This is a genomic window from Streptomyces sp. NPDC030245, from assembly GCF_055572995.1.
Window position 1 is genome coordinate 393800 of the sequence record NZ_JBVICF010000005.1, and the last position, 26401, is coordinate 420200.

22 protein-coding genes are annotated in these 26401 nt (G+C 71.9%); 19 read left to right on the forward strand and 3 right to left on the reverse strand.

Annotated elements, in window-relative coordinates:
* Positions 1-236: 236 nt before the first annotated feature.
* Positions 237-932 carry an HAD family hydrolase gene (locus tag ACZ4Z4_RS16420; RefSeq protein WP_468327378.1) on the reverse strand — a complete coding sequence of 232 codons (696 nt, stop codon included), beginning with the start codon at positions 930-932 and terminating at the stop codon, positions 237-239.
* 100 nt (positions 933-1032) lie between these two features.
* On the reverse strand, positions 1033-4566 hold the full coding sequence (gene metH, locus ACZ4Z4_RS16425; RefSeq protein WP_468327379.1) for a methionine synthase: 3534 nt from the start codon (positions 4564-4566) through the stop codon (positions 1033-1035).
* A gap of 267 nt (positions 4567-4833) precedes the next feature.
* On the opposite strand from metH, the gene ACZ4Z4_RS16430 reads away from it, so the two are divergent.
* From ACZ4Z4_RS16430 to mtnB, 7 genes are all read left to right on the forward strand, one after another.
* Positions 4834-5598 (forward strand): IclR family transcriptional regulator, encoded by a 765-nt coding sequence (locus tag ACZ4Z4_RS16430; protein WP_468327380.1) that lies wholly within the window; start codon positions 4834-4836, stop codon positions 5596-5598.
* A gap of 310 nt (positions 5599-5908) precedes the next feature.
* The gene (locus ACZ4Z4_RS16435; RefSeq protein ID WP_468327381.1) at positions 5909-6700 is read left to right on the forward strand and encodes an MIP/aquaporin family protein; all 792 of its coding nucleotides are present in this window, start codon (positions 5909-5911) and stop codon (positions 6698-6700) included.
* 86 nt (positions 6701-6786) lie between these two features.
* Positions 6787-8331 (forward strand): glycerol kinase GlpK, encoded by a 1545-nt coding sequence (glpK, locus tag ACZ4Z4_RS16440; protein ID WP_468327382.1) that lies wholly within the window; start codon positions 6787-6789, stop codon positions 8329-8331.
* A gap of 4 nt (positions 8332-8335) precedes the next feature.
* Positions 8336-9946, forward strand: coding sequence for a glycerol-3-phosphate dehydrogenase/oxidase (locus ACZ4Z4_RS16445; protein WP_468327383.1), 1611 nt, complete (start codon positions 8336-8338; stop codon positions 9944-9946).
* Positions 9947-10097: 151 nt separating this feature from the next.
* Positions 10098-10688 (forward strand): 1,2-dihydroxy-3-keto-5-methylthiopentene dioxygenase, encoded by a 591-nt coding sequence (locus ACZ4Z4_RS16450; RefSeq protein ID WP_468327384.1) that lies wholly within the window; start codon positions 10098-10100, stop codon positions 10686-10688.
* Positions 10685-11428: an acireductone synthase gene (gene mtnC / locus ACZ4Z4_RS16455; RefSeq protein ID WP_468327385.1), complete on the forward strand. Its 744-nt coding sequence runs from the start codon at positions 10685-10687 to the stop codon at positions 11426-11428. The genes ACZ4Z4_RS16450 and mtnC overlap by 4 nt, the downstream gene beginning before the upstream one ends.
* The gene (mtnB, locus tag ACZ4Z4_RS16460; protein ID WP_468327386.1) at positions 11425-12042 is read left to right on the forward strand and encodes a methylthioribulose 1-phosphate dehydratase; all 618 of its coding nucleotides are present in this window, start codon (positions 11425-11427) and stop codon (positions 12040-12042) included. The genes mtnC and mtnB overlap by 4 nt, the downstream gene beginning before the upstream one ends.
* A gap of 95 nt (positions 12043-12137) precedes the next feature.
* On the opposite strand, the gene mtnA is transcribed toward mtnB, so the two are convergent.
* Positions 12138-13205 (reverse strand): S-methyl-5-thioribose-1-phosphate isomerase, encoded by a 1068-nt coding sequence (gene mtnA / locus ACZ4Z4_RS16465; RefSeq protein WP_468327387.1) that lies wholly within the window; start codon positions 13203-13205, stop codon positions 12138-12140.
* Between the two features lie 463 nt (positions 13206-13668).
* On the opposite strand from mtnA, the gene ACZ4Z4_RS16470 reads away from it, so the two are divergent.
* The 12 genes from ACZ4Z4_RS16470 (at position 13669) to ACZ4Z4_RS16525 (ending at position 26375) form a co-directional block, all read left to right on the forward strand.
* Positions 13669-14706 carry a BMP family ABC transporter substrate-binding protein gene (locus ACZ4Z4_RS16470; protein ID WP_468327388.1) on the forward strand — a complete coding sequence of 346 codons (1038 nt, stop codon included), beginning with the start codon at positions 13669-13671 and terminating at the stop codon, positions 14704-14706.
* Positions 14690-16282, forward strand: a complete 1593-nt coding sequence (locus ACZ4Z4_RS16475) for an ABC transporter ATP-binding protein (protein ID WP_468327389.1) — start codon at positions 14690-14692, stop codon at positions 16280-16282. Before ACZ4Z4_RS16470 ends, ACZ4Z4_RS16475 begins: the two co-directional genes overlap by 17 nt.
* A gap of 1 nt (position 16283) precedes the next feature.
* Positions 16284-17390 carry an ABC transporter permease gene (locus ACZ4Z4_RS16480; protein ID WP_468327390.1) on the forward strand — a complete coding sequence of 369 codons (1107 nt, stop codon included), beginning with the start codon at positions 16284-16286 and terminating at the stop codon, positions 17388-17390.
* Positions 17390-18301 carry an ABC transporter permease gene (locus ACZ4Z4_RS16485; protein ID WP_468327391.1) on the forward strand — a complete coding sequence of 304 codons (912 nt, stop codon included), beginning with the start codon at positions 17390-17392 and terminating at the stop codon, positions 18299-18301. The genes ACZ4Z4_RS16480 and ACZ4Z4_RS16485 overlap by 1 nt, the downstream gene beginning before the upstream one ends.
* Positions 18298-19068: a nucleoside phosphorylase gene (locus tag ACZ4Z4_RS16490; RefSeq protein WP_468327392.1), complete on the forward strand. Its 771-nt coding sequence runs from the start codon at positions 18298-18300 to the stop codon at positions 19066-19068. The genes ACZ4Z4_RS16485 and ACZ4Z4_RS16490 overlap by 4 nt, the downstream gene beginning before the upstream one ends.
* 19 nt (positions 19069-19087) lie before the next feature.
* A complete protein-coding gene (locus ACZ4Z4_RS16495; RefSeq protein WP_468327393.1) occupies positions 19088-20443 on the forward strand; it encodes an amidohydrolase in 1356 nt (451 codons plus the stop codon).
* Positions 20440-21057, forward strand: a complete 618-nt coding sequence (locus ACZ4Z4_RS16500) for a sulfite oxidase-like oxidoreductase (protein ID WP_468327394.1) — start codon at positions 20440-20442, stop codon at positions 21055-21057. The genes ACZ4Z4_RS16495 and ACZ4Z4_RS16500 overlap by 4 nt, the downstream gene beginning before the upstream one ends.
* On the forward strand, positions 21050-21832 hold the full coding sequence (locus ACZ4Z4_RS16505; protein WP_468327395.1) for a ferredoxin reductase: 783 nt from the start codon (positions 21050-21052) through the stop codon (positions 21830-21832). Before ACZ4Z4_RS16500 ends, ACZ4Z4_RS16505 begins: the two co-directional genes overlap by 8 nt.
* Positions 21833-21920: 88 nt before the next feature.
* Positions 21921-22592 (forward strand): FadR/GntR family transcriptional regulator, encoded by a 672-nt coding sequence (locus ACZ4Z4_RS16510; RefSeq protein WP_468327396.1) that lies wholly within the window; start codon positions 21921-21923, stop codon positions 22590-22592.
* 136 nt (positions 22593-22728) lie between these two features.
* Positions 22729-23712, forward strand: coding sequence for a PAC2 family protein (locus ACZ4Z4_RS16515; RefSeq protein ID WP_468327397.1), 984 nt, complete (start codon positions 22729-22731; stop codon positions 23710-23712).
* Positions 23713-23961: 249 nt separating this feature from the next.
* Entirely contained in the window at positions 23962-25719 is a 1758-nt protein-coding gene (locus tag ACZ4Z4_RS16520; RefSeq protein WP_468327398.1) for a S8 family peptidase, read from the forward strand.
* Positions 25720-25760: 41 nt separating this feature from the next.
* Positions 25761-26375: a hypothetical protein gene (locus ACZ4Z4_RS16525; RefSeq protein ID WP_468327399.1), complete on the forward strand. Its 615-nt coding sequence runs from the start codon at positions 25761-25763 to the stop codon at positions 26373-26375.
* Positions 26376-26401: the final 26 nt, after the last annotated feature.

The window sequence follows — 26401 nt, forward strand, 5'->3', positions numbered from 1 at the left end:
TCCGCACCAGATGAGCTTCGGAGGGCGCATGAACCGCGTATCAATCACGCTGCGAAACCGGGCGTGGACACACCGATAACCCGACACCGGAAGGTTTCGTGCACGCTCCCACCAATCGGGACACAACGTCACGCCCCCCGGCACCCCAAAGGGGCTTACTGCACACACCGGCCCCGCTGTCGACCCCCCGCCGAGTGGGAAACGTCACAGCATGGGGGAGGTCTCGACGGAACCTGTCAGAGAGTCATCAGGCCTTGCAGGAAAGGCAGGTTGACGTGTTCGAGGGAGGGGACGACGGTGCGGCCCGCGGCGGCGAGGATGGGGGCGACCGAGGGCACGGCCACCACCCGGCAGCCCGCGGCCTCCGCCGAGGCGACGCCGGTCGCGGTGTCCTCGATGACGGCGCATCTGGTGGGGTCCACGCCGAGCCCCCGGGCCGCGAGGAGGTACGGGTCGGGGTGGGGCTTGGTGCGGGGCACCTCGTCGCCCGCGACGGTGAGTTCGAAGTGGTGGGCGCCGACCGAGTCGAGGACACGGTCGATGATGCGGCGGTGCGACGCGGAGACGAGGGCCATCGGCACGTCGTGCGCCGCGAGTTCGGCGAGCAGGCGCGCGGCGCCCGGCATCAGCGGCAGGGAGCGGCCGATGCGGTCCTCGAAGCGGTCGTTGAGCAGCACGGTGAGCTCGGGCACGGTGATGTCGGCGCCGGTGGCCTCGATGAGGAAGCCGGCGCTGCGCGTCATGGGGCCGCCGACGACGACATCGCGCCAGGCCTCGTCGAGCGCGTGGCCGAGGGACGCGAAGACCTCGACCTCGGCGTCCCACCAGAAGCCCTCGGTGTCGACGAGGGTGCCGTCCATGTCGAGGAGCACACCCTGCAACGTGGAGCCTTCGGCCATTGGGGTGCCGAGCGCGGGAACCGTACTGGTCATGCGACCACACCTTCCATGAGGGACGAGAAGGCCGGTCGCCTCCTTCTGACGGGAAGGCGACCGGCCTGCACTGGACCGACCAGTGTACGACTGCGCCGGATCAGCGCGCGTTGAAATATTTCGCCTCGGGGTGGTGGATGACGATCGCGTCGGTGGACTGCTCCGGGTGGAGCTGGAACTCCTCCGAGAGCTGTACGCCGATCCGCTCCGGTTGCAGCAGCTCGGCGATCTTCGCGCGGTCCTCCAGGTCTGGGCAGGCGCCGTAGCCGAGCGAGAAGCGCGCGCCGCGGTACTTCAGCGCGAACATGTCCTCCACGTCGGCGGGGTCCTCTCCCGCGAATCCGAGCTCGGCGCGGACGCGGGCGTGCCAGTACTCGGCGAGGGCCTCGGCGAGCTGGACGGACAGGCCGTGCAGTTCGAGGTAGTCGCGGTAGGAGTCGGCGGCGAACAGTTCGGCGGTGGCCTCACCGATCTTCGAGCCGACGGTGACGACCTGGAGCCCCACCACGTCCGTCTCCCCCGACTCCTCGGGCCGGAAGAAGTCGGCCAGGCAGAGCCGACGGCCGCGGCGCTGGCGCGGGAAGGTGAAGCGGGTCCGCTCCGACCCGTCGTCATTGAGGAGGATCAGGTCGTCGCCCTTGGAGACACACGGGAAGTAGCCGTACACGACGGCCGCTTCCAGGAGGTTCTTGGTCTGGAGCTCGTCCAGGAGGCCGCGCAGGCGCGGGCGTCCCTCGCTCTCCACCAGCTCCTCATAGGTGGGCCCGTCGCCGGTGCGGGCCTGCTTGAGGCCCCACTGCCCCTTGAACAGGGCGCCCTCGTCCAGCCAGGAGGCGTACTCCTTGAGCTGGATGCCCTTGATGACGCGGGTGCCCCAGAACGGCGGCGCGGGCACCGGATTGTCCACCGCCACATCCGAACGGGCGGGCCCCTCGGGCTCCTCCACGACGAGGGGCGTGTCCCGTTTGGGCACGCGGCGCTGCTTGAGCTCGGGCAGGCTCGCCCCCGGCACCCCCCGCTTGACCGCGATCAAAGCGTCCATCAGGCGCAGGCCCTCGAACGCGTCGCGGGCGTAGCGCACTTCGCCCTCGTAGATCTCGTGCAGGTCCTGCTCGACGTAGGCGCGGGTCAAAGCGGCGCCGCCGAGGATGACGGGGTAGTCGGCGGCCATCTTGCGCTGGTTGAGCTCCTGAAGGTTCTCCTTCATGATCACCGTGGACTTGACCAGCAGCCCCGACATGCCGATCACGTCGGCCTTGTGCTCGGCGGCGGCATCGAGGATGGCGGCGACGGGCTGCTTGATGCCGAGGTTGACGACGTTGTAGCCGTTGTTGGACAAGATGATGTCGACGAGGTTCTTGCCGATGTCATGCACGTCCCCGCGCACGGTGGCCAGCACGATGGTGCCCTTGCCCTCGGCCCCCTCCACCTTCTCCATGTGCGGTTCCAGGTGGGCGACAGCGGTCTTCATGACCTCGGCGGACTGGAGGACGAAGGGCAGCTGCATCTGCCCGGAGCCGAACAGCTCCCCGACGACCTTCATACCCTCCAGCAGGGTGTTGTTGACGATGTCCAGCGCCGGCGTGGTCTTAAGGGCCTCATCCAGGTCGGCTTCCAGGCCGTTCTTCTCACCGTCGATGATCCTGCGTTGCAGCCGCTCCTCCAGCGGCAGCGCGAGGAGTTCCTCGGCCTTGCCGGCCTTCATCGACTTCGTGGAGACCCCTTCGAAGAGCTCCATGAGTTTTTGGAGGGGGTCGTAGCCCTCGGCGCGCCGGTCGTAGATGAGGTCGAGGGCGACCTGGACCTGTGCGTCGTCGAAGCGGGCGATCGGCAGGATCTTCGAGGCGTGCACGATGGCGGAGTCGAGGCCGGCCTTGACGCACTCGTCCAAAAAGACGGAGTTGAGCAGGACGCGGGCGGCGGGGTTGAGGCCGAAGGAGATGTTCGACAGCCCCAGCGTGGTCTGCACCTCCGGGTGGCGCTTCTTCAGCTCCCGGATCGCCTCGATGGTCGCGATGCCGTCCTTGCGGGACTCCTCCTGACCGGTGCAGATCGTGAAGGTCAGGGTGTCGATGAGGATGTCCGACTCCTGGATGCCCCAGTTGCCCGTCAGGTCCTCGATCAGACGCTCGGCGATGGCGACCTTGTGCTCGGGGGTGCGGGCCTGGCCCTCCTCGTCGATGGTCAGCGCGATCAGCGCCGCCCCGTGCTCCCTGGCCAGCGCGGTGACCTTCGCGAAACGCGACTCGGGGCCATCGCCGTCCTCGTAGTTGACGGAGTTGATGACCGCACGCCCGCCCAGCTTCTCCAGCCCCGCCCGGATGACCGGGACTTCGGTGGAGTCCAGCACGATGGGCAGCGTGGAGGCGGTCGCGAACCGCCCGGCGAGCTCGGCCATGTCGGCAACCCCGTCGCGGCCCACATAGTCCACGCACAGATCCAGCATGTGCGCGCCCTCACGGATCTGCTCGCGCGCCATCTCCACACAGTCGTCCCAGCGGCCCTCCAGCATCGCCTCACGGAACTTCTTCGACCCGTTGGCGTTCGTCCGCTCCCCGATCGCCAGGTAGGCGGTGTCCTGACGGAAGGGCACCGTCTGGTACAGCGACGCGGCGCCCGGCTCCGGGCGGGGGTCGCGCGGGACCGTCTCGACACCCCGGACGCGCTCCACGACCTGGCGCAGGTGCTCCGGCGTCGTACCGCAGCAGCCGCCCACGAGCGAGAGGCCGTACTCGCGGACGAAGCTCTCCTGCGCGTCGGCGAGCTCGGGCGCCGTCAGCGGGTAGTGGGCGCCGTCCTTGCCCAGGACCGGCAGGCCGGCGTTGGGCATGCAGGAGAGCGGGATACGGGAGTGGCGGGCCAGATAGCGCAGGTGTTCGCTCATCTCGGCCGGGCCCGTGGCGCAGTTCAGGCCGATCATGTCGATGCCGAGCGGTTCCAGCGCGGTCAGTGCGGCGCCGATCTCCGAGCCGAGCAGCATGGTGCCGGTCGTCTCGACGGTGACCGAGCAGATCAGCGGGAGGTTCGCGCCGGTGGCGTCCATGGCGCGGCGGGCGCCGAGGATGGCGGCCTTGGTCTGGAGGAGGTCCTGGGTGGTCTCCACCAGGAGGGCGTCGGCGCCGCCGGCGATCATGCCTTCGGCGTTCGTCTGGTAGGCGTCGCGCAGGACGGTGTAGGGGGCGTGACCGAGGGTGGGCAGCTTGGTGCCGGGGCCCATGGAGCCGAGGACCCAGCGCTGCTGTCCGGTGGCGGCGGTGAATTCGTCGGCGACCTCGCGGGCGATGCGGACGCCCGCCTCGGACAGCTCGAAGTTGCGGTCGGCGATGTCGTACTCGCTCAGGGCCGCGAAGTTCGCGCCGAAGGTGTTGGTCTCCACGCAGTCCACGCCGACGGCGAAGTACTCCTCGTGGACGGAGCGCACGATGTCGGGGCGGGTGACGTTCAGGATCTCGTTGCAGCCCTCGAGCTGCTGGAAGTCGTCGAGCGTGGGGTCCTGGGCCTGGAGCATGGTGCCCATCGCGCCGTCGGCCACCACCACGCGGGTGGCGAGGGCCTCGCGGAGGGCGTCGGCTCGGGTCCTGCTCTCGGACGAAACAGGCGTGGGCTGCGACGACGGGGTTGGCGACGAGGCCATGAAAGAGCTCCCTGGAGTGCGACGGCTGTCGGCTTTGCGCCTTCTGGCTGGAGGGCGCACTCGGTCAGGGTAGCCGGGACCAAGGTCCCTTTGGGAAGGAGTCCACGAGACGGACGGGCGTGGCGGGCTTGTCCGGTTCGGGTGCTTGACATGGGGAGAGGGGGCAACACGTGCTGTCCGCGCATTAGCGAGAGGTCGACAACGACCGATAGTGTTCAGCATTGTCGAACGTCGAGTTGGTGCAAGGGGACGGAGGTCGGGGCTGCGATGGCACGCAACATCCAGTCGCTCGAAAGGGCCGCGGCGATGCTGCGGCTGCTCGCGGGCGGCGAGCGACGGCTCGGCCTCTCCGAGATCGCCTCCGCCCTCGACCTGGCCAAGGGTACGGCGCACGGCATCCTGCGCACCCTTCAGGCGGAGGGCTTCGTCGAGCAGGACTCCGCGTCGGGCCGCTATCAGCTGGGCGCCGAACTGCTGCGCCTGGGCAACAGCTATCTGGACGTGCACGAGCTGCGGGCGCGCGCCCTGGTGTGGACGGACGACCTGGCCAGGTCCAGCGGCGAGAGCGTGCACCTGGGGGTTCTGCACCAGCAGGGCGTCCTCATCGTCCACCACGTCTTCCGGCCCGACGACAGCCGCCAGGTCCTCGAGGTGGGGGCCATGCAGCCGCTGCACTCCACGGCGCTGGGCAAGGTGCTCTCCGCGTACGACCCGGTCGCGCACAACGAAGCCGTCGAGGCGGAGCGGCAGACCTTCACCGCGCGCACGGTGGCCGATGCCGAGGGCTTCGAGAGCATCCTTGATCTCACCCGCGCGCGTGGGTACGCGGCGGATGTCGAGGAGACCTGGGAGGGCATCGCCTCCGTGGCGGCCCCCATCCACGACCGGCGGCGCATGCCGGTCGGCGCGGTCGGCGTCACGGGCGCCGTGGAGCGCGTCTGCAAGGACGGGGAGCTGCGGCCCGAGCTGATCGCCGCCGTGCGGGACTGCGCGCGCGCCGTGTCGAGGGATCTGGGCGCCGGGCGCTTCTGAGGCGCCGGCCAGCCGCTTCCGCGCCGTTCCACGGTCCATCGCCGAGCCGCGCCGCACCCTGCTCGGATGCGCCTCCACCGATAACGCGAAACGATCAATAACGATCGTGTTTTCAATAACAGAACCCTTGACGGGTGAGTAACCCCGGGGCGAGACTCGCGTCCATCGGTCGGCATTGTCGAACACCTACCGGCATTACGCGCTAGAGTGTGACAAGGCCAAGGGCCGGCAACGACCTCACCTGAGGTCGCGGACCACCGGAGGGACCCGGGGTTCGCCTTCCCCTGGACGAAGGACAAAGGAGTCGCGGGTGTCCAGCTCCGACATCTTCATCGGCGAGACCATCGGTACCGCCGTGCTCATCCTGCTCGGCGGTGGCGTGTGCGCCGCTGTCACGCTCAAGCGCTCGAAGGCCAAGGACGCCGGCTGGCTCGCCATCACCTTCGGGTGGGGCTTCGCCGTACTGACCGGCGCCTACCTCGCGGGTGGCGTCTCCGGCGCCCATCTCAACCCGGCGGTCACGCTCGGCCTCGCCGTCGAGGGCGGCACCAAGTGGAGCGACGTACCGCTCTACCTCGGCTCGCAGCTGCTCGGCGCGATGATCGGCGCCCTCCTGGTGTGGGTCACGTACATGGGCCAGTTCAAGGCCCACCTGACCGACCCCGAGGTCCTGGCGGCGCAGCCGGTGGCAGAGGGCATGGTCGACCAGAAGGCCGCCCCGTCGGCGGGCCCGGTGCTCGGCATCTTCTCGACCGGCCCCGAGATCCGTAACTACGTCCAGAACGTGCTCACGGAGATCATCGCCACGGTCGTCCTGGTCCTCGCCATCCTGACGCAGGGCCTCAACGACGGCGGCAACGGCCTCGGCACCCTCGGCGCCCTGATCACCGCGCTCGTCGTGGTCGGTATCGGCCTCTCGCTCGGCGGCCCCACGGGCTACGCGATCAACCCGGTCCGCGACCTCGGTCCGCGCATCGTCCACGCCGTGCTCCCGCTGCCGAACAAGGGCAGCTCGGACTGGTCGTACGCCTGGGTGCCGATCGTCGGTCCGCTGATCGGCGGCGCCATCGCCGGCGGTCTCTACAACGTCGCGTTCAAGTAGACCCGCGACAGCGACCGATGACCGCCTGAGACGGATGACCGCCAAAGACGCTTGAGAGCCGTCAGACAAGAATTCTGGAGCACACCGTGACCGACGCACACACCGCAGGCCCCTTCATCGCGGCCATCGACCAGGGCACCACGTCCAGCCGCTGCATCGTCTTCGACAAGGACGGCCGGATCGTCTCCGTCGACCAGAAGGAGCACGAGCAGATCTTCCCGAAGCCGGGCTGGGTCGAGCACGACGCGACCGAGATCTGGACCAACGTCCAGGAGGTCGTCGCCGGCGCCGTCGAGAAGGCCGGCATCACCCGCGACGACATCAAGGCGATCGGCATCACCAACCAGCGTGAGACCACGCTGCTGTGGGACAAGAACACCGGCGAGCCGGTGCACAACGCCATCGTCTGGCAGGACACCCGCACCGACGCGCTCTGCCGAGAGCTCGGGCGCAACGTCGGCAAGGACCGCTTCCGCCGCGAGACCGGCCTGCCGCTCGCCTCCTACTTCGCGGGCCCCAAGGCCCGCTGGCTGCTCGACAACGTCGAGGGCCTCCAGGAGCGCGCCGAGGCCGGCGACATCCTCTTCGGCACCATGGACTCCTGGGTCATCTGGAACCTGACGGGCGGGGTGAACGGCGGCAAGCACGTCACCGACGTCACCAACGCGTCCCGCACCATGCTGATGAACCTGCACGAGATGGCCTGGGACGAGCGGATCTGCTCCTCCATCGGTGTCCCCACGCAGATGCTCCCCGAGATCCGCTCCTCCGCCGAGGTCTACGGCGAGGTCACCGGCGGACAGCTCGGCGACCTGCTCGGCGGCATCCCCGTCGCGTCCGCGCTCGGCGACCAGCAGGCGGCCCTCTTCGGCCAGACCTGCTTCGACGAAGGCGAGGCCAAGTCCACGTACGGCACCGGCACCTTCATGCTGATGAACACCGGTGACAAGGCCATCAACTCCTACTCGGGGCTGCTGACCACGGTCGGCTACCAGATCGGCGACCAGAAGCCGGTCTACGCCCTGGAGGGCTCCATCGCCGTCACCGGTTCGCTGGTGCAGTGGATGCGGGACCAGATGGGCCTGATCAACTCCGCCGCCGAGATCGAGACGCTCGCGTCGTCGGTCGAGGACAACGGCGGCGCCTACTTCGTACCGGCCTTCTCCGGCCTGTTCGCCCCGTACTGGCGCTCCGACGCCCGCGGTGTGATCGCCGGTCTGACCCGGTACGTCACCAAGGCGCACATCGCGCGCGCCGTCCTGGAGGCCACGGCCTGGCAGACCCGTGAGATCACCGACGCCATGACGAAGGACTCCGGCGTCGAGCTCGCGGCCCTCAAGGTCGACGGCGGCATGACCTCCAACAACCTGCTGATGCAGACCCTCTCGGACTTCCTCGACGCGCCGGTGGTGCGCCCGATGGTGGCCGAGACGACCTGCCTCGGTGCCGCCTACGCCGCCGGTCTCGCCGTCGGCTTCTGGTCCTCGACCGACGAGCTGCGCGCCAACTGGCGGCGGGCCGCGGAGTGGACCCCCCACATGGACGCGGGCACCCGCGACCGTGAGTACAAGAGCTGGCTCAAGGCCGTCGAGCGGTCCATGGGTTGGCTCGACGAGAGTGGCGAGGAGTAAGACAATGACCACCCTGCAGAGCGTCCCTGCCCTCGGGACGCATCCGGCTGCCGGCCTCAACCCGAGCCGCGCCGAGACCCGGGAGCAGCTTTCCAAGGCGACGTACGACCTCCTGGTGATCGGCGGCGGAATCCTGGGCATCTCCACCGCCTGGCATGCCGCGCAGTCGGGCCTGCGGGTGGCCCTGGTGGACGCCGGTGACTTCGCCGGCGCCACCTCCTCCGCCTCCTCCAAGCTGCTCCACGGCGGTCTGCGCTACCTTCAGACCGGCGCGGTGAAGCTGGTCGCGGAGAACCACTTCGAGCGTCGCGCGGTCTCCCGTCAGGTCGCCCCCCACCTGGCGAATCCGCTCACCTTCTACCTGCCCGTCTACAAGGGCGGCCCGCACGGCGCGGCCAAGCTCGGCGCGGGCGTCTTCGCCTACAGCGCGCTCTCCGCGTTCGGCGACGGCGTCGGCCACCTGCTCTCGCCGTCGAAGGCCGCGCAGGACGTGCCGGAGCTGCGCACGGACAACCTGAAGGCCGTCGCGGTCTACGGCGACGACCAGATGAACGACTCGCGCATGGCCCTGATGACGGTCCGCGCGGCCGTCGAGGCCGGTGCCGCCGTCCTCAACCACGCCGAGGTCACCGGGCTGCGCTTCACCAAGGGCCGGGTCACGGGCGCGGAGCTCAAGGACCGCATGAGCGGCGACGAGTTCGGCGTCAACGCCCGCCTCGTGCTGAACGCGACCGGCCCGTGGGTCGACCACCTGCGCAAGATGGAGAACCCGGACGCGGCGCCCTCCATCCGCCTCTCCAAGGGCGCGCACCTGGTGCTCAAGCGCACCGCCCCCTGGAAGGCCGCGCTGGCCACCCCGATCGACAAGTACCGCATCACGTTCGCCCTCCCCTGGGAGGACATGCTGCTGCTCGGCACCACGGACGAGGAGTTCGAGGGCGACCCGGCGGACGTGCGCGTCACCGAGGCCGACACCGCGCAGATCCTCGACGAGGCCGCGTTCTCCATCCGCGACCAGCAGCTGTCGCGGGATCTGATCACGTACTCCTTCGCGGGTCTGCGGGTGCTGCCCGGCGGCCCCGGCGACACGTCGAAGGCCAAGCGCGAGACGGTCGTCACCGAGGGCCGCGGCGGCATGCTGTCGGTGGCCGGCGGCAAGTGGACGACGTTCCGCCACATCGGTCGTACGGTGATGAAGAAGCTGGAGTCCCTGCCGGGGCACCCGCTCGGCGACGACTACGAGCCGATCTCCGAGCTGCCGAAGAAGCTGCCGCTGCCCGGCATCGCCAACCCGCGTGCCGTCGCCCACCGCCTCCTCGTGGACGGCCCGGCGCCCGGCCCGCGCATGGCCGCCGACACCGCCAAGCACCTGGCGACGCACTACGGCTCGCTCTCCTTCGACATCGCCCGACTTGCGAACGAGAACCCGGAGCTCGCCGAGCGCGTCCACCCGGACGCCCCGGAGATCTGGGCCCAGGTCGTCTACGCCCGCGACAACGAATGGGCCGAGACGGCGGACGACGTGCTGCGCCGCCGTACGACGCTGACGATCCGCGGCCTGGCCACGGACGAGGTGCGCGGCAAGGTCGAGGACCTGCTGAAGAAGAAGGCCTGACGGCCCGTCGGCAGTAGGTAACAGGTAGTGGGTAAGGGGCGGTCTCCATGGAGGCCGCCCCTTACGCGTCCACGCACTGGGACGCCCTGTGGCGGGCCGGGGACGGGAGTTACGATCCCGAGAACACCCGCTGACCTGCCCTGGAGTGACCATGACTCTCCTGACGACCTGGCCGGAGGCCGGGCCCGAGACCGTTGTCCGTCGCACCGCGGACCCGGCGGAGATCGCCGCCGCACTCGCTCCTATAGGCGTGCGCTACGAGCAGTGGCCGGTGCGCGAGGACGTGCCGGCCGACGCGGACAGCGACACCGTCTTCGCCGCGTACCGCGCGGAGATCGACAAGCTGAACGCCGAGGAAGGCTTCCGCACCGTCGACGTGGTGGCGCTGCACCCCCCGGCCGGCGACGACCCCGAGTGGCCGGGGAAGGCGCAGGCAGCCCGTCAGAAGTTCCTGGCCGAGCACACGCACGACGACGATGACGAGGTGCGTTTCTTCGTCGCGGGCGCCGGGATCTTCTACCTCCACGTGGGCGGCGAGGTGCACGCCGTGTACTGCGAGAAGGGCGACCTGCTCGGTGTGCCGCGCGGCACCACGCACTGGTTCGACATGGGCACGTCCCCCGCGTTCACGGCGATCCGCTTCTTCCACGAGGAGGACGGCTGGATCGGGAACTTCACCGGCAGCCCGATCGCGGACCGCTTCCCCGACTTCGACGAGATCCACGCGGGGTACGCCGCGTGACGGATCACGATCTGTGCCACGTGGACGCCGTGGTGCTGGACATCGAGGGCACCACGAGCGCCACGGGGTTCGTGGTGGACGTGCTGTACCCGTACGCGCGCGAGCGGTTCGGTGAGCTGCTCGCGTCGCGGGGCGACGAGCCCGAGGTGGCGCGGGCCGTGGCGCAGGTGCGGGCCGAGATCGGCGAGCCGGGGGCCGACGCCGGGCGCGTGGAGAAGGTGCTCGGCGAGTGGGTCGACGCCGACCGCAAGGCGACTCCCCTGAAGACGCTCCAGGGCATCCTGTGGGCGGAGGGCTTCGCACGCGGTGAGCTCGTCTCGCACTTCTACCCGGACGTCGTCCCGGTGCTGCGGCGCTGGCACGCGGACGGAGTGCGGCTGTACGTGTACTCGTCCGGTTCGGTGGCGGCGCAGCGGGCGTGGTTCGCGCACTCCGCGGAGGGTGACCTGCTGGGTCTTGTCGGTGGCCTGTACGACACCGAGAACGCGGGGCCGAAGCAGGAGGCGGACTCCTACCGGGCCATCGCGGCGTCCACCGGGGTCGCCCCGGGGCGGCTGCTCTTCCTCTCCGACCGGCCCGGCGAGCTGGACGCGGCGCGGGCCGCGGGCTGGCGGACGGTCGGTGTGCGCCGGGCCGGGGAGCCGTACGCCGACGCCGACTTCGGCGATCATCCGCGGGTATCGGCCTTCTCCGAGATCAGTCCCCTTGCCGCCACTCCTGACAGCGGGAGCAGCTCATGACCGAGACCACCGCCGATGTGACCGCACCGGACCTGGAGGAGGCCGGGGCGGTGCTGGCCGCGGAGGCCGCGCGGTTCGCCTCCTTCGGGTGGATGCGGGGGACGTCCGGGAATCTGTCCCTGGTCCTCTCCCGGGACCCGCTCCGGCTCGCCGTCACCGCCAGCGGCCGGGACAAGGGTGAACTCACGGCGGCCGACGTGGTGTTGACGGACGGCGAGGGCGCGGCCGTCGGGCCGGGGCGGCCCTCCGCCGAGGCCGCCCTCCACGCGCGCGTGGTGCGGCTCACCGGGGCGGGTGCCGTGGTGCACGTCCACACGGTGGCGTCGGTCCTGATGGGGCAGCGGGCGCCGGAGGGCATTCCCTTCGAGGGCCTGGAGATGCTGAAGGGGCTCGGGCATCCGACGCACGAGGTGTCGGTGGTGTTGCCCGTGATCGTGAACAGCCAGGACATGGCCGAGCTCGGGGACCGCCTGGAGGCGGCGCTCCAGCCGGGGATGCCGGCGGTGGTCGTCGCCGGGCACGGCATCTATGTGTGGGGCGCTAACCCGCGCGAGGCACGGCACCGGGCCGAGGTCGTGGAGTGGCTGCTGGAGTTGGCGGTGGCGCGGGGGTGAGGGGGCGGGGGGTGCCCCCGCTGTCCGCAGCGGGAGACGAGCCCCCCGCTGCGCCTCGGCGAGAGGCGAGCCCCCCCCCCCCCCGGCCACCTTCCTCAGACGCCGGAGAGGCCCGTCTCCCCCGGCAGCTCCCCCGCCGCCACCTCCCGCACGCCCCGCTCCGTGACCAGCGCCGACACCAGTGACCCCGGCGTCACGTCGAACGCGGGATTGTGGCCGCGCGAGACCGCCGGGGCCGTGCGGACGCCCGCCCACTCCAGGATCTCGGCCTCGTCGCGGAGTTCGATGTGGATGTCGTCGCCCGTGGCCGTCGCGAGGTCCACCGTCGTGGTCGGCGCCGCCACCACGAAGGGGATGCCCGCGTGTGCGCACGCGAGGGCGATGCCGACCGTGCCGACCTTGTTGGCCGTGTCGCCGTTGGCCGCGACGCGGTCGGCGCCGACGATCGCCGCGTCGACCTCGCCGCGCAGGATCGTGCCCGCGGCCGCGCCGTCCGCCTGGACGTAGTGCGGGATGCCTTCCTGGGCGAGTTCCCAGGCCGTCAGGCGGGCCCCCTGGAGGAGCGGGCGCGTCTCGTCGGCGTACACCGTTTCGAGCCGCCCCCTGGCGTGGAGTTCGCGGATGACGCCGAGCGCCGTGCCCCAGCCCGCCGTGGCGAGGGCGCCGGTGTTGCAGTGGGTGAGGATCCGCAGCGGCCGGTCGGCGGCGGCCGGCACCCGCTTCAGGAGCCAGTCGGCGCCGTGCGCGCCCATCGCGTGGTTGGCCGCGAGGTCCTCCTGGACGATCGCGTCGGCCTCGGCGCGGACCGCGGCGATCCCCTTGTCGATGAACGGCCGCACGCGGTCGACGCACACCATCAGGTTCACCGCCGTGGGCCTGGCCGCCCGGATCCGCGCCACCTCGGTGTCGAGGCGTGGGCGGTCCCAGCCCTCGCGTTCGGCCTGTGCCATCGCCAGGGCGACGCCGTACGCGCCCGCGGCGCCGATCGCGGGGGCGCCGCGCACGACGAGCCGGACGATCGCGTCGACCAGGCCGTCGACCGTCGTGACGGCAAGGCGCTCCAGGGTGTGCGGGAGCGCCGTCTGGTCGATGAGGGAGAGGGCCGGGGCACCGTCACCCTCCGCCTCCGTCCACGTCACGGCGCGCAGATCCTGGCTCTTCATGGGCTCAACTCCGAAGGAAAGGGGGCGATTCGGCCACGGGAGGAGGGGTGTCGTCACCGTACCTGACGTGCTCGAACCACATTTCGAGACGTTCGTGCGGCTGTCCGAAACCCGGTGTTACTCTCGCCGCCACCCGGGACGGATCGATCCGGTCCACGGTGCGAGACCCACGGTGCGAGGAGGACAGCCATGGCCGCGAAAGCCGACGCGCTGTGCTGCCCCGCCGTGGCCCGCGGCCGCCGCATGCGCCGCGGCCGGCTGTGTGCCGGCTGTCAGCCGAGCTCCACTTGTCAGCCGTGCTCCAGCTGTCAGCCGTGTTTCCGCTGCCGGCCGCGTTTCCGCCGGTTCCGCTGAGCGACGCCGCTCGCACCCGTACGACTCTCCTGTCACCGCCCGGGCCGCTCCCGGGCACCTCCACGAAGGCGATCCCATGCCCCTGCTGTCCCTGCGTACGCGTACGTCTATGAGACTCACCGCCGCGGCCGTCGGCGCCGCCCTCCTGGCCACGGGCTGCAACGCGGCCGCCAAGGACGGGGGTTCGGGCAAGAACGGGGACGGCGGTGGAAACGGCAGGTCGTTCACCCTTGTCACCCCCGACCCCGTCGCCCAGAACGAGTTCCTCAAGCTCGCCGTCTCCGGGGTGAAGGCGGCGGCGAAGGCGCACGACGGCTCGCAGAAGGTCTTCCAGAGCAGCGACACCGACTCGCGGCAGCAGAATGTCGCCTCCGCCGTGGACTCGGCGCCCGACGTCGTCGCGCTGGTCGGCTTCGAGTTCGCGGACATCGTGGCGCAGCAGGCCGAGGCCCACCCGAAGCAGCAGTTCCTGCTCGTCGACGCGTGCACGAAGAAGACGTACGAGAACGTCACCTGTGCCGTCTTCCGCGAGCACGAGGCCGTCTTCCTCGCCGGTGCCGAGGCCGGTCTGCTGACGAGGAGCAAGAAGGTCGGGGCCGTCGACGTGCTCGACACCCCGCAGTTCCGGCGGTACAGCGAGCCCTTCGCGGCGGGCGCGAAGAAGGTGCGGGCGGGTGTCGGTTCCCGGACGCTGTTCGTGGGCGGGCAGTCGCCGTTCAACGACGCGGCGCGCGCCAAGGACCAGGCGTCGACGCTCGCCGCGGGCGGCGTCGACCAGGTGATGGCGGCCGCGGCCGCGGGCAACACGGGCGTCTTCCAGGCCGCGGAGGGCAAGGGGTTCCGGGCGTACGGCGTGGACGCCAACCAGTGCCTGACCAGCCCCGGTGTCGTCGTCGACAACGTGCTCAAGAAGACCGATGTCGCCGTGGAGAAGGGCATCGGGCAGATCCTCGACGGCAAGGGCGGCACCACCGTGTCGTACGGCCTCAAGGAGGGCGGCATGTCGCTGACCGGCCTGGAGCCGGGGCTCGCCGGCTCCAAGTGCCTCATCGCGCAGCCCGCCAACAAGGACGTGCTGAAGCGCGTCGAGAAGCTGCGCGACGACATCGCCGCCGGAAGGCTGACCGTCGATGACCCCGCCGCCTGAGGCCGGCGGCGGCCCGCTCGCCGTCGAACTGCGGGGCATCACCAAGGAGTTCCCCGGCACGCTCGCCAACGACCGGGTCGACCTGGCCGTGCGGCGCGGCGAGATCCACGCGCTGATGGGTGAGAACGGCGCGGGCAAGTCCACGCTGATGTCCGTCCTGTACGGGCTGTTGCGTCCGGACGCCGGGCAGATCCTGCTCGACGGGCGCGAGGTGTCCTTCGCGAGCCCGAGCGAGGCGATCGCCGCGGGCCTCGGGATGGTGCACCAGAGCTTCCGGCTGTTCCCCTCCTTCACGGTCGCGGAGAACGTCGTGTACGCCGCCGAACCACGGCGTTTCGGCCTCGTGGACCGGGCGGAGGCGGTGCGGCGGGTAGGGGTGCTCGCCGCGGAGCACGGGCTCGCCGTCGACCCGGCGGCGAAGGTCGGCGACCTGCCGGTGGGCGTGCGCCAGCGCGTGGAGATCCTCAAGCTGCTGCACCGCGGCGCCCGCACCCTGATCCTCGACGAGCCGACCGCCGTCCTGACGCCCGCGGAGGCGGACGCGCTGTTCGGTGTGCTCCGCTCCCTCGCGGACGAGGGCCGCACCGTCCTCCTGGTCACGCACAAGCTGCGCGAGGTGATGGAGGGCAGTGACGCGGTGACGGTGCTGCGCGACGGGCGGGTCGCGGCACGCATGCGGACCGCCGACACCAGCGCGGACGGCATCGCGGCGGCCATGACGGGGCGCGCGGTGGAACTGGACCGGGTGCGTCCGGCGGGCTCGCCGGGCGGCACCGTCCTCGCCGTCGACGGTCTGACGGCGGACGGGGTGCGCGACGTGTCGCTCACCGTCCGCGCCGGGGAGATCGTCGGCATCGCGGGCGTCGCGGGCAACGGCCAGTCCCAACTGGTCGAGGCGGTCGCGGGGTTGCGGCCGGCCCTGACGGGCCGGGTCACCCTCGCCGGGCACGATGTCACCGACGCGTCCGCCGCGGAGCGGCGGGCGGCGGGGCTCGCGTACGTTCCGGAGGACCGTGCGGCGGTCGGCACGGCGCCCGCCGCGACGATCGCGGAGAACCTGGCCATGGGCCACCACCGGGGGCACGGTCTGCTGCGCCCCGGCCGGCTCCGGGAGCACGCGCGCGTGCTCGTCGAACGGTTCGGCATCAAGGCGGCGTCGTCGGGGCACGCGGCGGGGTCGCTCTCCGGCGGCAATCTGCAAAAGCTCGTCATCGGGCGCGAACTGGCGCACGAAGCGCCGCTGTTGATCGTGGAGCAGCCCACCCGCGGCGTGGACATCGGCGCCGTCCAGACCATCCACGACCACCTGGTCGCGCACCGCGACGCGGGCCACGCGATTCTTCTCGTCTCCGCCGAGCTCAGCGAGATCCGCGGCCTCGCGGACCGTGTCCTCGTGATGTACGAGGGCGAAGTCGCGGCCGAGTTCTCCCGGGAGGAGGCGGACGAGCGGCGCCTGGGCCTGGCGATGGCGGGCGCTACACCGACGGGTTCCCCCGCCTCCCCCGCGGAGGCCCCCGACACCCCGACCTCACCGGACTCCCCCACCCCACCAGCGCCCCTTGAGGAGGCCCCCTGACATGGCCGTCGAGAGCCCGGCCCGAGGGCGTTCCGTCGCGGGGCGCGCCCTGCGTTCCCCCGCCCTGCACTCCGTCGTCGCCGCCGTCCTCGTCGGGGCGCTCTTCCTCGCCGGGGCCGGAGCCGATCCCCTGGGGGCGTACGAGTCCGTCGTCACCGGCTCGCTCGGGCCCGACGGGATCGGGTCCACACTGACCACCGGGACCAGCATCCTCGGCCTCTCCGTCGCGCTGGCCGTGCCGATGCGGGCGGGGCTGCTGAACCTGGGCGGCGACGGGCAGCTGGTGCTGGGCGGCATCGCCGCCGCGGCCACCGGCCTCCACGCCCCGCTGCCCGCGCCGCTCGCCGTGGTCGCCGCGCTCCTCGCCGGCATGCTGGCGGGCGCCGGCTACGCCGCGCTCGCCGCGCTCTGCCAGAACCGGTTCGGCGTGCCGCTGCTGGTGAGCAGCCTGCTGCTCAGCTATCCGGCGATGTCCTTCGCCTCGTACCTCGCGCGTTTCCCGCTCAAGGAGGAGGGGTCGAGCCTGCCGCAGACCCGGCGGCTGCCGGAGGGCGTGGAGCTGCCCGCCCTCGGTTCGTCGACGGTCACCGTGGGGCTCGTGCTCGTCGTGGTCGCCGCGGGTGTCTTCGTCTTCACGGACGCGCGCACGGCCACCGGTTACGAGATCCGCATGACGGGGCTCAACCCGCGCTTCGCGGCGTACGCGGGCGTGGACGGGCCCCGCCTCACGCTGCGGCTCATGGCGGTCTCCGGAGCCGTCGCCGGGCTCGTCGGCGCGATCGGCGTGCTCAGCTTCCCGTACCGCTTCATCGACGGTTCGCTGACCGCCGCCGGGCACACCTGGACCGGTCTGACGGCCGCGCTCCTCGCCTCCGCGGCGCCGGTCGGCACCGCGGTCGCCGCGCTGTTCTTCGCGGCGCTGGACGTCGGCGGTCTCGCCATGGAGCGGGCCACGGAGGTGCCGCGCGAGCTGACGCAGGTGCTCCAGGCCGTCGTCATCGTCTTCCTGGCCGCGCGCCTCCGGTTCACCTGGCGGCGTGCGCGGCGCACCGAGCAAGCCAAGAACACTGCGCAGGCCCAGCACGCCGAGATCAAGGAGCAGGTCTGATGTCCGTCGACTCCGCGCTGTTCCACGCGGCGCTCCTCGCGCTCACCCCGATCCTGCTCGCCGCGCTCGGCGGCGCGATCTGTGAGCGCGCGGGCGTGTTCAACATCGGGCTCGAAGGCATGATGCTGATCGGCTGCTTCAGCGCGGTCGCGGGCAGCTGGTTCACCGGCAGCGCCTGGCTCGGTGTCCTGTTCGCGGCCCTCTCCTCCGCCGCGTACGCGATGATCCTCGCCGTGGGGACCATCACTCTGCGGGGGGACGCCGTCGTGCTCGGTGTCGCCCTCAACCTGCTCGCGGTCGGCCTGACCGGTTTTCTGCTGCGGACCGTCTTCGGCGTGCAGGGCACGTTCTCCGACCCGGATCTCGCGGGCCTCGGCGGCGTCGACCTCCCCTTCCTCGGCCCCGTCCTGTCCGGGCACTCGCCTCTCGTCTACGTCTCGTGGGCGGCCGTCGCCTTCGCCGCCGTGTTCCTCGCGCGCCACCCGTGGGGGCTGCGGCTGCGCGGGGTCGGCGAGGCGCCGGACGCGGCGGCGACGCTCGGGGTGAGTCCGGCGAGGTACCAGTACGCCGCCGTGCTCGCCGGTGGTCTGCTCTGCGGCCTCGCGGGCGCCCAACTGGCCCTCGGCAACGTCACGTTGTTCTCGGAGAACATGACGGCGGGGCGCGGCTGGATCGCCGTGGTCGCCGTGCTCCTCGGCCGGGCCAGGCCGCTCGGGGTGCTGCTCGCCGGGCTGCTCTTCGGTGTCGCGGAGGCAGTCGGGTTCCGGTTGCAGGGCAACGGTCTGCCGCAGCAGGCGACCGACGCCGCCCCCTATGTGGTGACCCTGGTCGCCCTCTTCCTGTCCACGGCGCGCCGCAGGCCCACGCGCGGCAGACGCCCCAAGTCTCCGCTGGGAGCCACATCCTCATGACCTCGCTCATCGACGCACTGCCCGTCACCCGTGTGCCCCGCGCCGGCCTGCCCGCGCAGGCGGTCGTCGTCGGCGACCCGGGCCGCGCGGCCGCCGTCGCCGACCTCCTGTCCGACGCGAAGGAGGTGTCGTACCACCGCGAGTACCGCACCTTCACCGGCACCTGGCAGGGCACTCCGGTCGTCGTCGCCTCGCACGGCGTGGGCGCCCCCGGCGCGATCCTCCTCTTCCAGGAGCTCGCCGAGGCCGGTGTCACGACGATCCTGCGGCTCGGCACGGCGGGCGCGATCCGCCCCGGCATCCGCGACGGCGACCTGGTCATCGCGGACGCGGCGGTGCGGGACGACGGGGTGACCCAGCAGCTGATTCCCGCCGAGTATCCGGCGTTCTCCGCGCCGGAGGCAGTGCTGGCGTTGCAGCGCGCGGCGCGGACGGCCGGCGCCCCGCACCACCGGGGCGTGGTGTGGACGCGGGCCGCGTTCCAGCCGGGGTTCCTGCCGCTGCCCGGCGAGGCGTACGCGGCCGCCGGGATCGCCGCCATCGAGATGGAGCTCTCCGCGCTCCTCGTCTTCGCCTCGACGCACGGCCTGACCGCGGGCGGCGCACTGGTCGTGGACGGCGCGAACGCCGACGAGCTGGTCGACGAGGAGGCGCCTTTCTCGACAGGGGCCTACGACCCGCACCGCCAGGTGGTCGCCGACGGGGTCGACCGTGGCGCCCGGATAACCTTGGACGCGCTGCGCCTGCTGGCCACGGCCGACCACTGAACGACGGAGAACGGAACCGATGCACCCCACTGACCTGCCGGCCCAGGGCCGCGGCGGCGCCATCGACCTGCTGGTGCACGGCGGCGACGTGCTGACCGTCGACGCGGCGGGCACGCTCGTGCCGGGCGGCGCGGTCGCCGTCCGCGGCGGCCGCATCGTGGAGGTCGGCCCCGCCGATCGGCTGCGCGCCGCGTACGAGGCGGCCGAGGAGATCGACGCGCGCGGCTGCCTCGTCCTGCCGGGCCTCGTCAACACGCACACCCACCTCGCGATGACCCTGCTGCGCGGCATAGCCGACGACGTCACGCTCCAGGGTTTCCTGGCCCGCGTGATCCCCCGCGAGGCCGAGCTGCTGTCGCCGGAGACGGTGGCGGCGGGCATCCGCGGCGCGATCGCCGAGTCCGTGCGCGGCGGGGTCACCACCGCGCTCGACATGTACTGGTTCCACGAGGCCGCCGCGGACGCGGCCCGCGACGCCGGCTGGCGGCTGCTGACGGGGCCGACGTTCATGGACGTGCCGGAGCCGCCCGACGGCCGCCGCTACGGCGAGCGGCTCGGCTGGGCGGCCGCGCACCTGAAGGCGCACACCCCGGCGCCCGGCACCCGCCCGGTCGTCTTCGCGCACTCCGCGTACACCCTGAACCCCGAGCAGCTCACGGCGATCGCGGCGCTCGCGCGGGAGCACGGCGCGCTGCTGCACCTGCACGCGGCGGAGAACGCGGGCGAGGTGGCGACCGTCACCGAGCAGCACGGCATGCGCCCGGTGGAGCTGCTCGACTCACTCGGCGTGCTCGGCCCCGACACGCTGCTCGCGCACGCCGTCGACCTGACCGACGCGGAGATCGCGACGCTGGCCCGCACGGGCACGGGCGTCGCGCACTGCCCGGTGTCGAACCTGAAGCTGGGCTGCGGCATCGCGCGCGTGCCCGAGCTGCTCGACGCGGGCGTCAGGGTGGGCCTCGGCACCGACGGCGCCGTGAGCTCCAACACGCTGGACCTGCTGGGCGCGGTCAAGGTCGCCGCGCTGGTGCACAAGGCGGGCGGCGACCCGACGGCGGTCGGCGCCGAGCAGGCCGTGCGGATGGCGACCATCGAGTCGGCGCGGGCGCTGGGCCTCGGCGACCAGCTGGGGTCGCTGGAGGCCGGCAAGCGCGCGGACCTGATCGTCCTCGACCTGGCGCGGCCGCACCTCACGCCCCGGCACGACCCGTGGTCGATGCTCGCGTACGCCGCGTCGGCCGCCGACGTCCGGGACACTGTGGTGGACGGGCGCGTCCTGATGCGCGGCCGCGACCTGCTCACCCTCGACGAGCCGGCCGTCCTGCGGGCCCTGCGGGACGCGGCGACAACCTCCGAAGTGGCACCTTCCGTATGACGTTCGAACCCACCCGCGGCTTCACCGGCCGCGCCCGCGCCGCCGACCGGGACCCGCGGCTGCCCCCGGGGCAGTACGACGCGGGCGACGGCTGGCCCGTCCTGTCCGCCGAGGTCACCCCGCGCCTCGCCGCCGCCGACTGGACGTTCCGCGTCGACGGCCTGGTCGCGGCCCCGCGCACCTGGACCTGGGACGAGGCGCACGCCCTGCCCGCCGCCGAGTACCGGGGCGACATCCACTGCGTGACGAGCTGGTCCAAATTCGGGGTGCGCTTCGGCGGGGTGAGCCTGGACACGTTCCTGGCCGCGGCCCGCCCGCTCCCCGGCGCGACGCACGTGATCGCGTACTCCCACACCGGATACACCACGAACCTGCCGCTGGCCGACGTGACCGGCGGCCGCGCGTGGATCGTCTGGGAGTACGGCGACGAGCCGCTGCCCGCCGAGCACGGCGGCCCCGCCCGTCTGATCGTCCCCCACCTCTACTTCTGGAAGAGCGCCAAGTGGGTCGCCGGGCTGCGGCTCTCCGACCGCGACGAGCCGGGCTTCTGGGAGCAGAACGGCTACCACCACCGGGGCGACCCGTGGGCCGAGGAGCGTTACGCCGGTGACTGACCCTTCCCGCACCCCCTCGCCGTCGGCACAGGCGCCGGCCCCCTTCGTGCCGCCCACGGCGTTCGCCGTGCCCGGCCGCATCGCGGTGAGCAACCGCTCCGCCGCCCTGTGGCAGCGCGCGACCGTCGTGGCGATCCGCCGGGAGACCCCGGCCGCTTCGACGTTCCGCCTGAAGGTGCCCGAGTGGGAGGGGCATCTGCCGGGCCAGCACCTGATGCTGCGGCTCACCGCCGAGGACGGCTACGTCGCGCAGCGGCACTACTCGATCGCCTCGGCCCCCGACGGCAACGGCGAGATCGAGTTGACCCTCGACCACGTCCTGGACGGCGAGGTGTCGGGCCATCTGCACACCGTGGCGCGGGTCGGCGACACGGTCGAGGTGCGCGGGCCGCTGTCCGGCTTCTTCGCCTGGCCCGGCGACCGTCCGGCGCTGCTGCTCGGCGCCGGTTCCGGCGTGGTGCCGCTGATGTCGATGGTCCGCCACCACCGCCTCGCGGGGCTCGACGTGCCGCTGCGCCTGATCGTCTCGGCACGCACGCAGGAGGACCTGATCTACGCGGACGAGTACGGCGACGAGACCACCGTCGTCCTGACCCGCACCGAAGGCCGCCTGAACGCCGCCCACCTGGCGCCGTTCCTGGCCGGCACCGGGCAGCCCGAGGGCGGTTGGGAGGCGTACATCTGCGGCTCCAACGGTTTCGCCGAGCACGCCTCGCGGCTGCTGGTCGACGGCGGCCAGCCGGTGGACCGGATCCGGATCGAACGCTTCGGCTGAAGCCGGGCCCCGCCGCCCTTCCCCAGGGGACATAATCAGCTCACACATCGGATGTCTGTTGATTCCCCGACTCTTGAGGCGAGGTCCCATGGCGGTCACCGACGAGGCCATCGAGAAGATCAAGGGCATGATCGTCTCGGGCGCGCTGCGTCCCGGTGACCGGCTGCCCAAGGAGAGCGAACTCGCCGCCGAGCTGGGCCTCTCGCGCAACTCGCTGCGCGAGGCGGTGCGCGCCCTCGCCCTGATCCGCATCCTCGACGTGCGCCAGGGAGACGGCACGTACGTCACCAGCCTGGACCCGCAACTCCTCCTCGAGGCGCTGAGTTTCGTCGTCGACTTCCACCGCGACGACACGGTCCTGGAGTTCCTCGCGGTCCGCCGCATCCTGGAGCCGGCGGCCACGGCGATGGCGTGCTCCCACATCACGGAAGCCGAACTGGACACGCTGACACGGCAGTTGGACGACCTGGGCGACGCGCCGTCCGTGGAGGAGCTGGTCGCCTGCGACCTGGAGTTCCACCGCAGCATCGTCCAGTCGTCCGGCAACTCCGTCCTGTGCTCCCTCCTCGACGGCCTCTCCGGCCCTACCACCCGGGCCCGCATCTGGCGCGGCCTGACCCAGGAGGACGCGGTCAGCCGCACCCTGCACGAGCACCGGGCGATCCTCACCGCGCTGCGCGACCGCGACGCGGAAGCGGCCAGGTCGTGGGCGACGGTGCACATCGCGAGCGTGGAGCAGTGGCTTCGCTCGACGCTCTGACACCACGAGGTGGCTGTTTCCCGGCGCCGAGCGTGGGCAGTGATCACGCACTCCCCCACGCAAGGGGGCTGCGGACGGACCCCGCCGACGCCGTAAGGTTGGGGCGTACGCAAGGGAACATCGGAAGGAGGCCTGGGTGATCGAGCTCGAGGGGGTTCCCGAGCTGGTCGACCCGGTCATGGTGGCCGCGTTCGAGGGCTGGAACGACGCCGGTGACGCCGCCTCCGCCGCGGTCGCGCATCTCGACAAGGAGTGGAAGGGCGAGGTGTTCGCGGCGCTGGACGCCGAGGACTACTACGACTTCCAGGTCAACCGTCCGACGGTCTGGCTGGACGGCGGGGTGCGTAAGATCACGTGGCCGACGACGCGGCTCTCGGTGGTCCGCGTCGGTGGCGACAAGCCGCGCGACCTGGTCCTGGTGCGGGGCATCGAGCCGTCCATGCGGTGGCGCTCGTTCTGCAACGAGATCCTGGGGTTCGCGCACGAGCTGGGCGTCGAGCTGGTCGTGATCATGGGTGCGCTGCTCGGTGACACCCCGCACACCCGCCCGGTTCCGGTCAGCGGCGTGACGTCCGACCCGGACCTCGCGCGCACCATGGACCTGGAAGAGACCAAGTACGAGGGGCCGACGGGCATCGTCGGCATCCTCCAGGAGGCGTGCACGCACGCGGGCGTCCCGGCCGTCAGCCTCTGGGCGGCCGTCCCGCACTACGTGTCGCAGCCGCCCAACCCGAAGGCCACGCTCGCGCTCCTCAACCGCCTGGAGGACCTGATCGGGCTGCGCATCCCGCTCGGCGAGCTGGCCGAGGACGCGCGCGCCTGGCAGGTGGGCGTGGACCAGCTGGCCGCCGAGGACAGCGAGGTCGCGGAGTACGTCCAGTCCCTGGAGGAGGCGCGGGACACCGCGGAGCTGCCGGAGGCGTCGGGCGAGGCCATCGCCCGCGAGTTCGAGCGGTATCTGCGGCGCAGGGACGGCGGCGACGGCGCGGCGTATCTGCGGGACACGCCGAGCGACCGCACCCGGCCGCCGAAGCCGAAGCCCACCCAGCGGCCCGGCCAGGGCACGGAGGGCGAGAGCGACAACGACGACTCCGGTCCGGCGGATTCCTCGGAGGACTGAGGGTCCGTAATACGTCGGTTCCGTGGCCCGTCAGGCCAGGGGCAGCGCAATGGGGCGGCACCCGCGCGGGTGCCGCCCCATTGCGCTGCCCCTGGCCGAATTGCACGGGGTTCCCCATTCAACTTCCCTTCAAACACTGTTGCTCGAAAGAGGGGTGGACGTCGCGGCCCCGCCGTAGCAGGGTGTGCCCCGGAAACCTGGCGCAGCGCACAGCACGGCACCCGAAGAAGTGAAGGGAGCGGTGAAGCGATGACCGAGCAGGCAGACCCGGCGCGGGACCCAGGAGCCGGTGGTCCGGGCCCCGACGGAATGGGATTCACCTACCGAGAAGCCGTCCAGGAGCTGATCGTCGTCGCCCGGCCCGAGGCCCGGCTGCGCGCCGGGGAGCGGGACGTCCGCTCGGCCTCCGGCTCCGACGTGTCGGCCCTGAACATGTTCCTCTCCGACGAACAGCTCTCCCTTGAACCACTGTTCGGCAACGAAGAACGGCTGCGGGCCGCCGCGCCCCCGGCCGACGCCGACGACGACCTGCCCGACCTGGCCCTCTTCTACCGCGTCCGCGGCGGCGACGACCGGTCCGAGGAGCTGCGTGCGCGGATGGCGGCGCTGCCGGGCATCGACACGGCGTACGTCAAGCCGGGCGCCGTCCCGGCCTCCATCGACCCGTCGCCGACGCAGCCGCACGACCTCGACGAGGCGACCCGGCGCCGCAAGGAGGGCATGCCCGTCACGCCCGACTTCACCAGCCGCCAGGGCTATCTGCAACCGGCCCCCGAGGGCATCGACGCCCGCTGGGCGTGGCAGCGGACCGGCGGCTCCGGTGAGGGCGTCACCGTCATCGACGTCGAGGGTGCCTGGCAGTTGCGCCACGAGGACCTCGCCGCGAAGCTCGCGGGCGTCGTCGTCGGCGCCCCCATCCAGGACCTGGCCTGGCGCAACCACGGCACCGCGGTGATCGGCGTCCTCGGCGGCGACCGCAACGGCCTCGGCGTCACCGGCATCGTCCCGGAGGCCGTGACGGCGGCCGCCTCCTTCCAGCCCCTCGGCACGGCGGCCACCATCCACGCGGCGGCCGAGCGGCTGAACCGCGGCGACATCATCCTGCTCGAACTGCACCGCCCGGGGCCGAGGTTCGACTTCGAGCCGCGCGACGACCAGAGGGGCTACATCGCCATCGAGTGGTGGCCCGACGACTACGCGGCGGTGCGCCACGCCACCGCGAAGGGCATCCTCGTCGTGGGCGCGGCGGGCAACGGCGCCGAGTCCCTGGACGACGCGGTCTACGAGCACCGGCCCGACGGCTTCCCGTCCTGGTGGCGCAACCCCTTCAACCCGACCAACCGCTCCTCCGGCGCGGTCCTGGTGGGCGCCGGCGCGCCGCCGCCCGGCACGCACGGCCGCGACCACGGCCCGGACCGCTCGCGCCTGGCGTTCTCCAACTACGGCGCCCGGGTGGACGCGCAGGGCTGGGGCCGCGAGACCACGACGACCGGCGGCTTCTGGGACCGGCCCGGCGATCTTCAGGGCGGCGCCGACGAAATCGCCTGGTACACCGACACGTTCTCCGGCACGTCCTCCGCGTCGCCGATCGTCGTCGGCGCCCTCGCCGCGCTCCAGGGCATGCTGAAGGCCGCGGGCCAGCAGCCGATGACCCCCGAGCGGGCGCGTGCGGTGCTGCGCTCCACGGGTTCGCCGCAGCAGGACGCGCCGGGCAGGCCCGCGTCGCAGCGCATCGGCAACCGTCCCGACATCAAGGCGGCGGTCACGAACCTGCTGCCGTCGGCGGTGGGTTCGGGACAGGCCGAGCGGTACTGGGACGAGCTGCTCCCGTATCCGCCGGAACTTCCGCCGCGGCTCCGGCTGTTCGTGGCCGGGCAGTGGCGCAACCTCGACAACCCGTCCCCCGAGATGCGGCAGGCGGTGCACGCCGCCTTCGCCGGGGGCCGACCGGACGTACGCGTCTGGTTCTCGGACGACGAGGTCGTCGGCCTCGTCGTCACAGGCTGAACCGTTCCATCAGTCGATCAGTGAGGGAAGGTGGCACAGGCATGAGCACCACCCCGCAGATGAGTCAACTGGGTCAGCACCAAGGACAGCAGTACGGCCAGCAGTTCGGTCAGCAGCAGTACGGCCAGCAGCAGGGCCCGAGCACGGCCCCGCCGCGGCAGCAGGGGCAGCAGCAGTACCAGCAGCAGCCCATCGGCCAGCAGCAGTACGGCTCCCAGCAGGGCATCCAGGGCCAGGGCCAGCAGGGCATCCAGCAGCAGCCCGGCATGCAGGGCCAGCCCGGCATGCAGCAGGTCCCGCCGCAGTTGCGCCAGCAGTTGCAGCAGCTCGGCCAGCAGCAGCCCTTCCAGCACCTGCTCCAGCAGTTCGGCCAGGAGCAGCAGGAGCAGCAGATCCCGCAGGCGCTCGCGCCGGAGATCTCCACCCAGGCGCTCGCGTCCAACGTGGCGACGGCGTTCTGGGACGTCGTCCAGCCGCTCCCCGGCCAGGCGGACATCCTCTATCTGCACGTCGACAACGCCTGGCGGGCCTTCGTCAACCCCAGCCACCACACGCGTGACGAGGTCCAGGAGGCGTTCGCCTTCGGACAGCAGGTGATCGGCTACTACGACACCAGCAACCCCGGCTACCTGCTGGCCATCGTGGTCACGAAGTGACCCGCTGACGGCACCGCGCCGTTCGC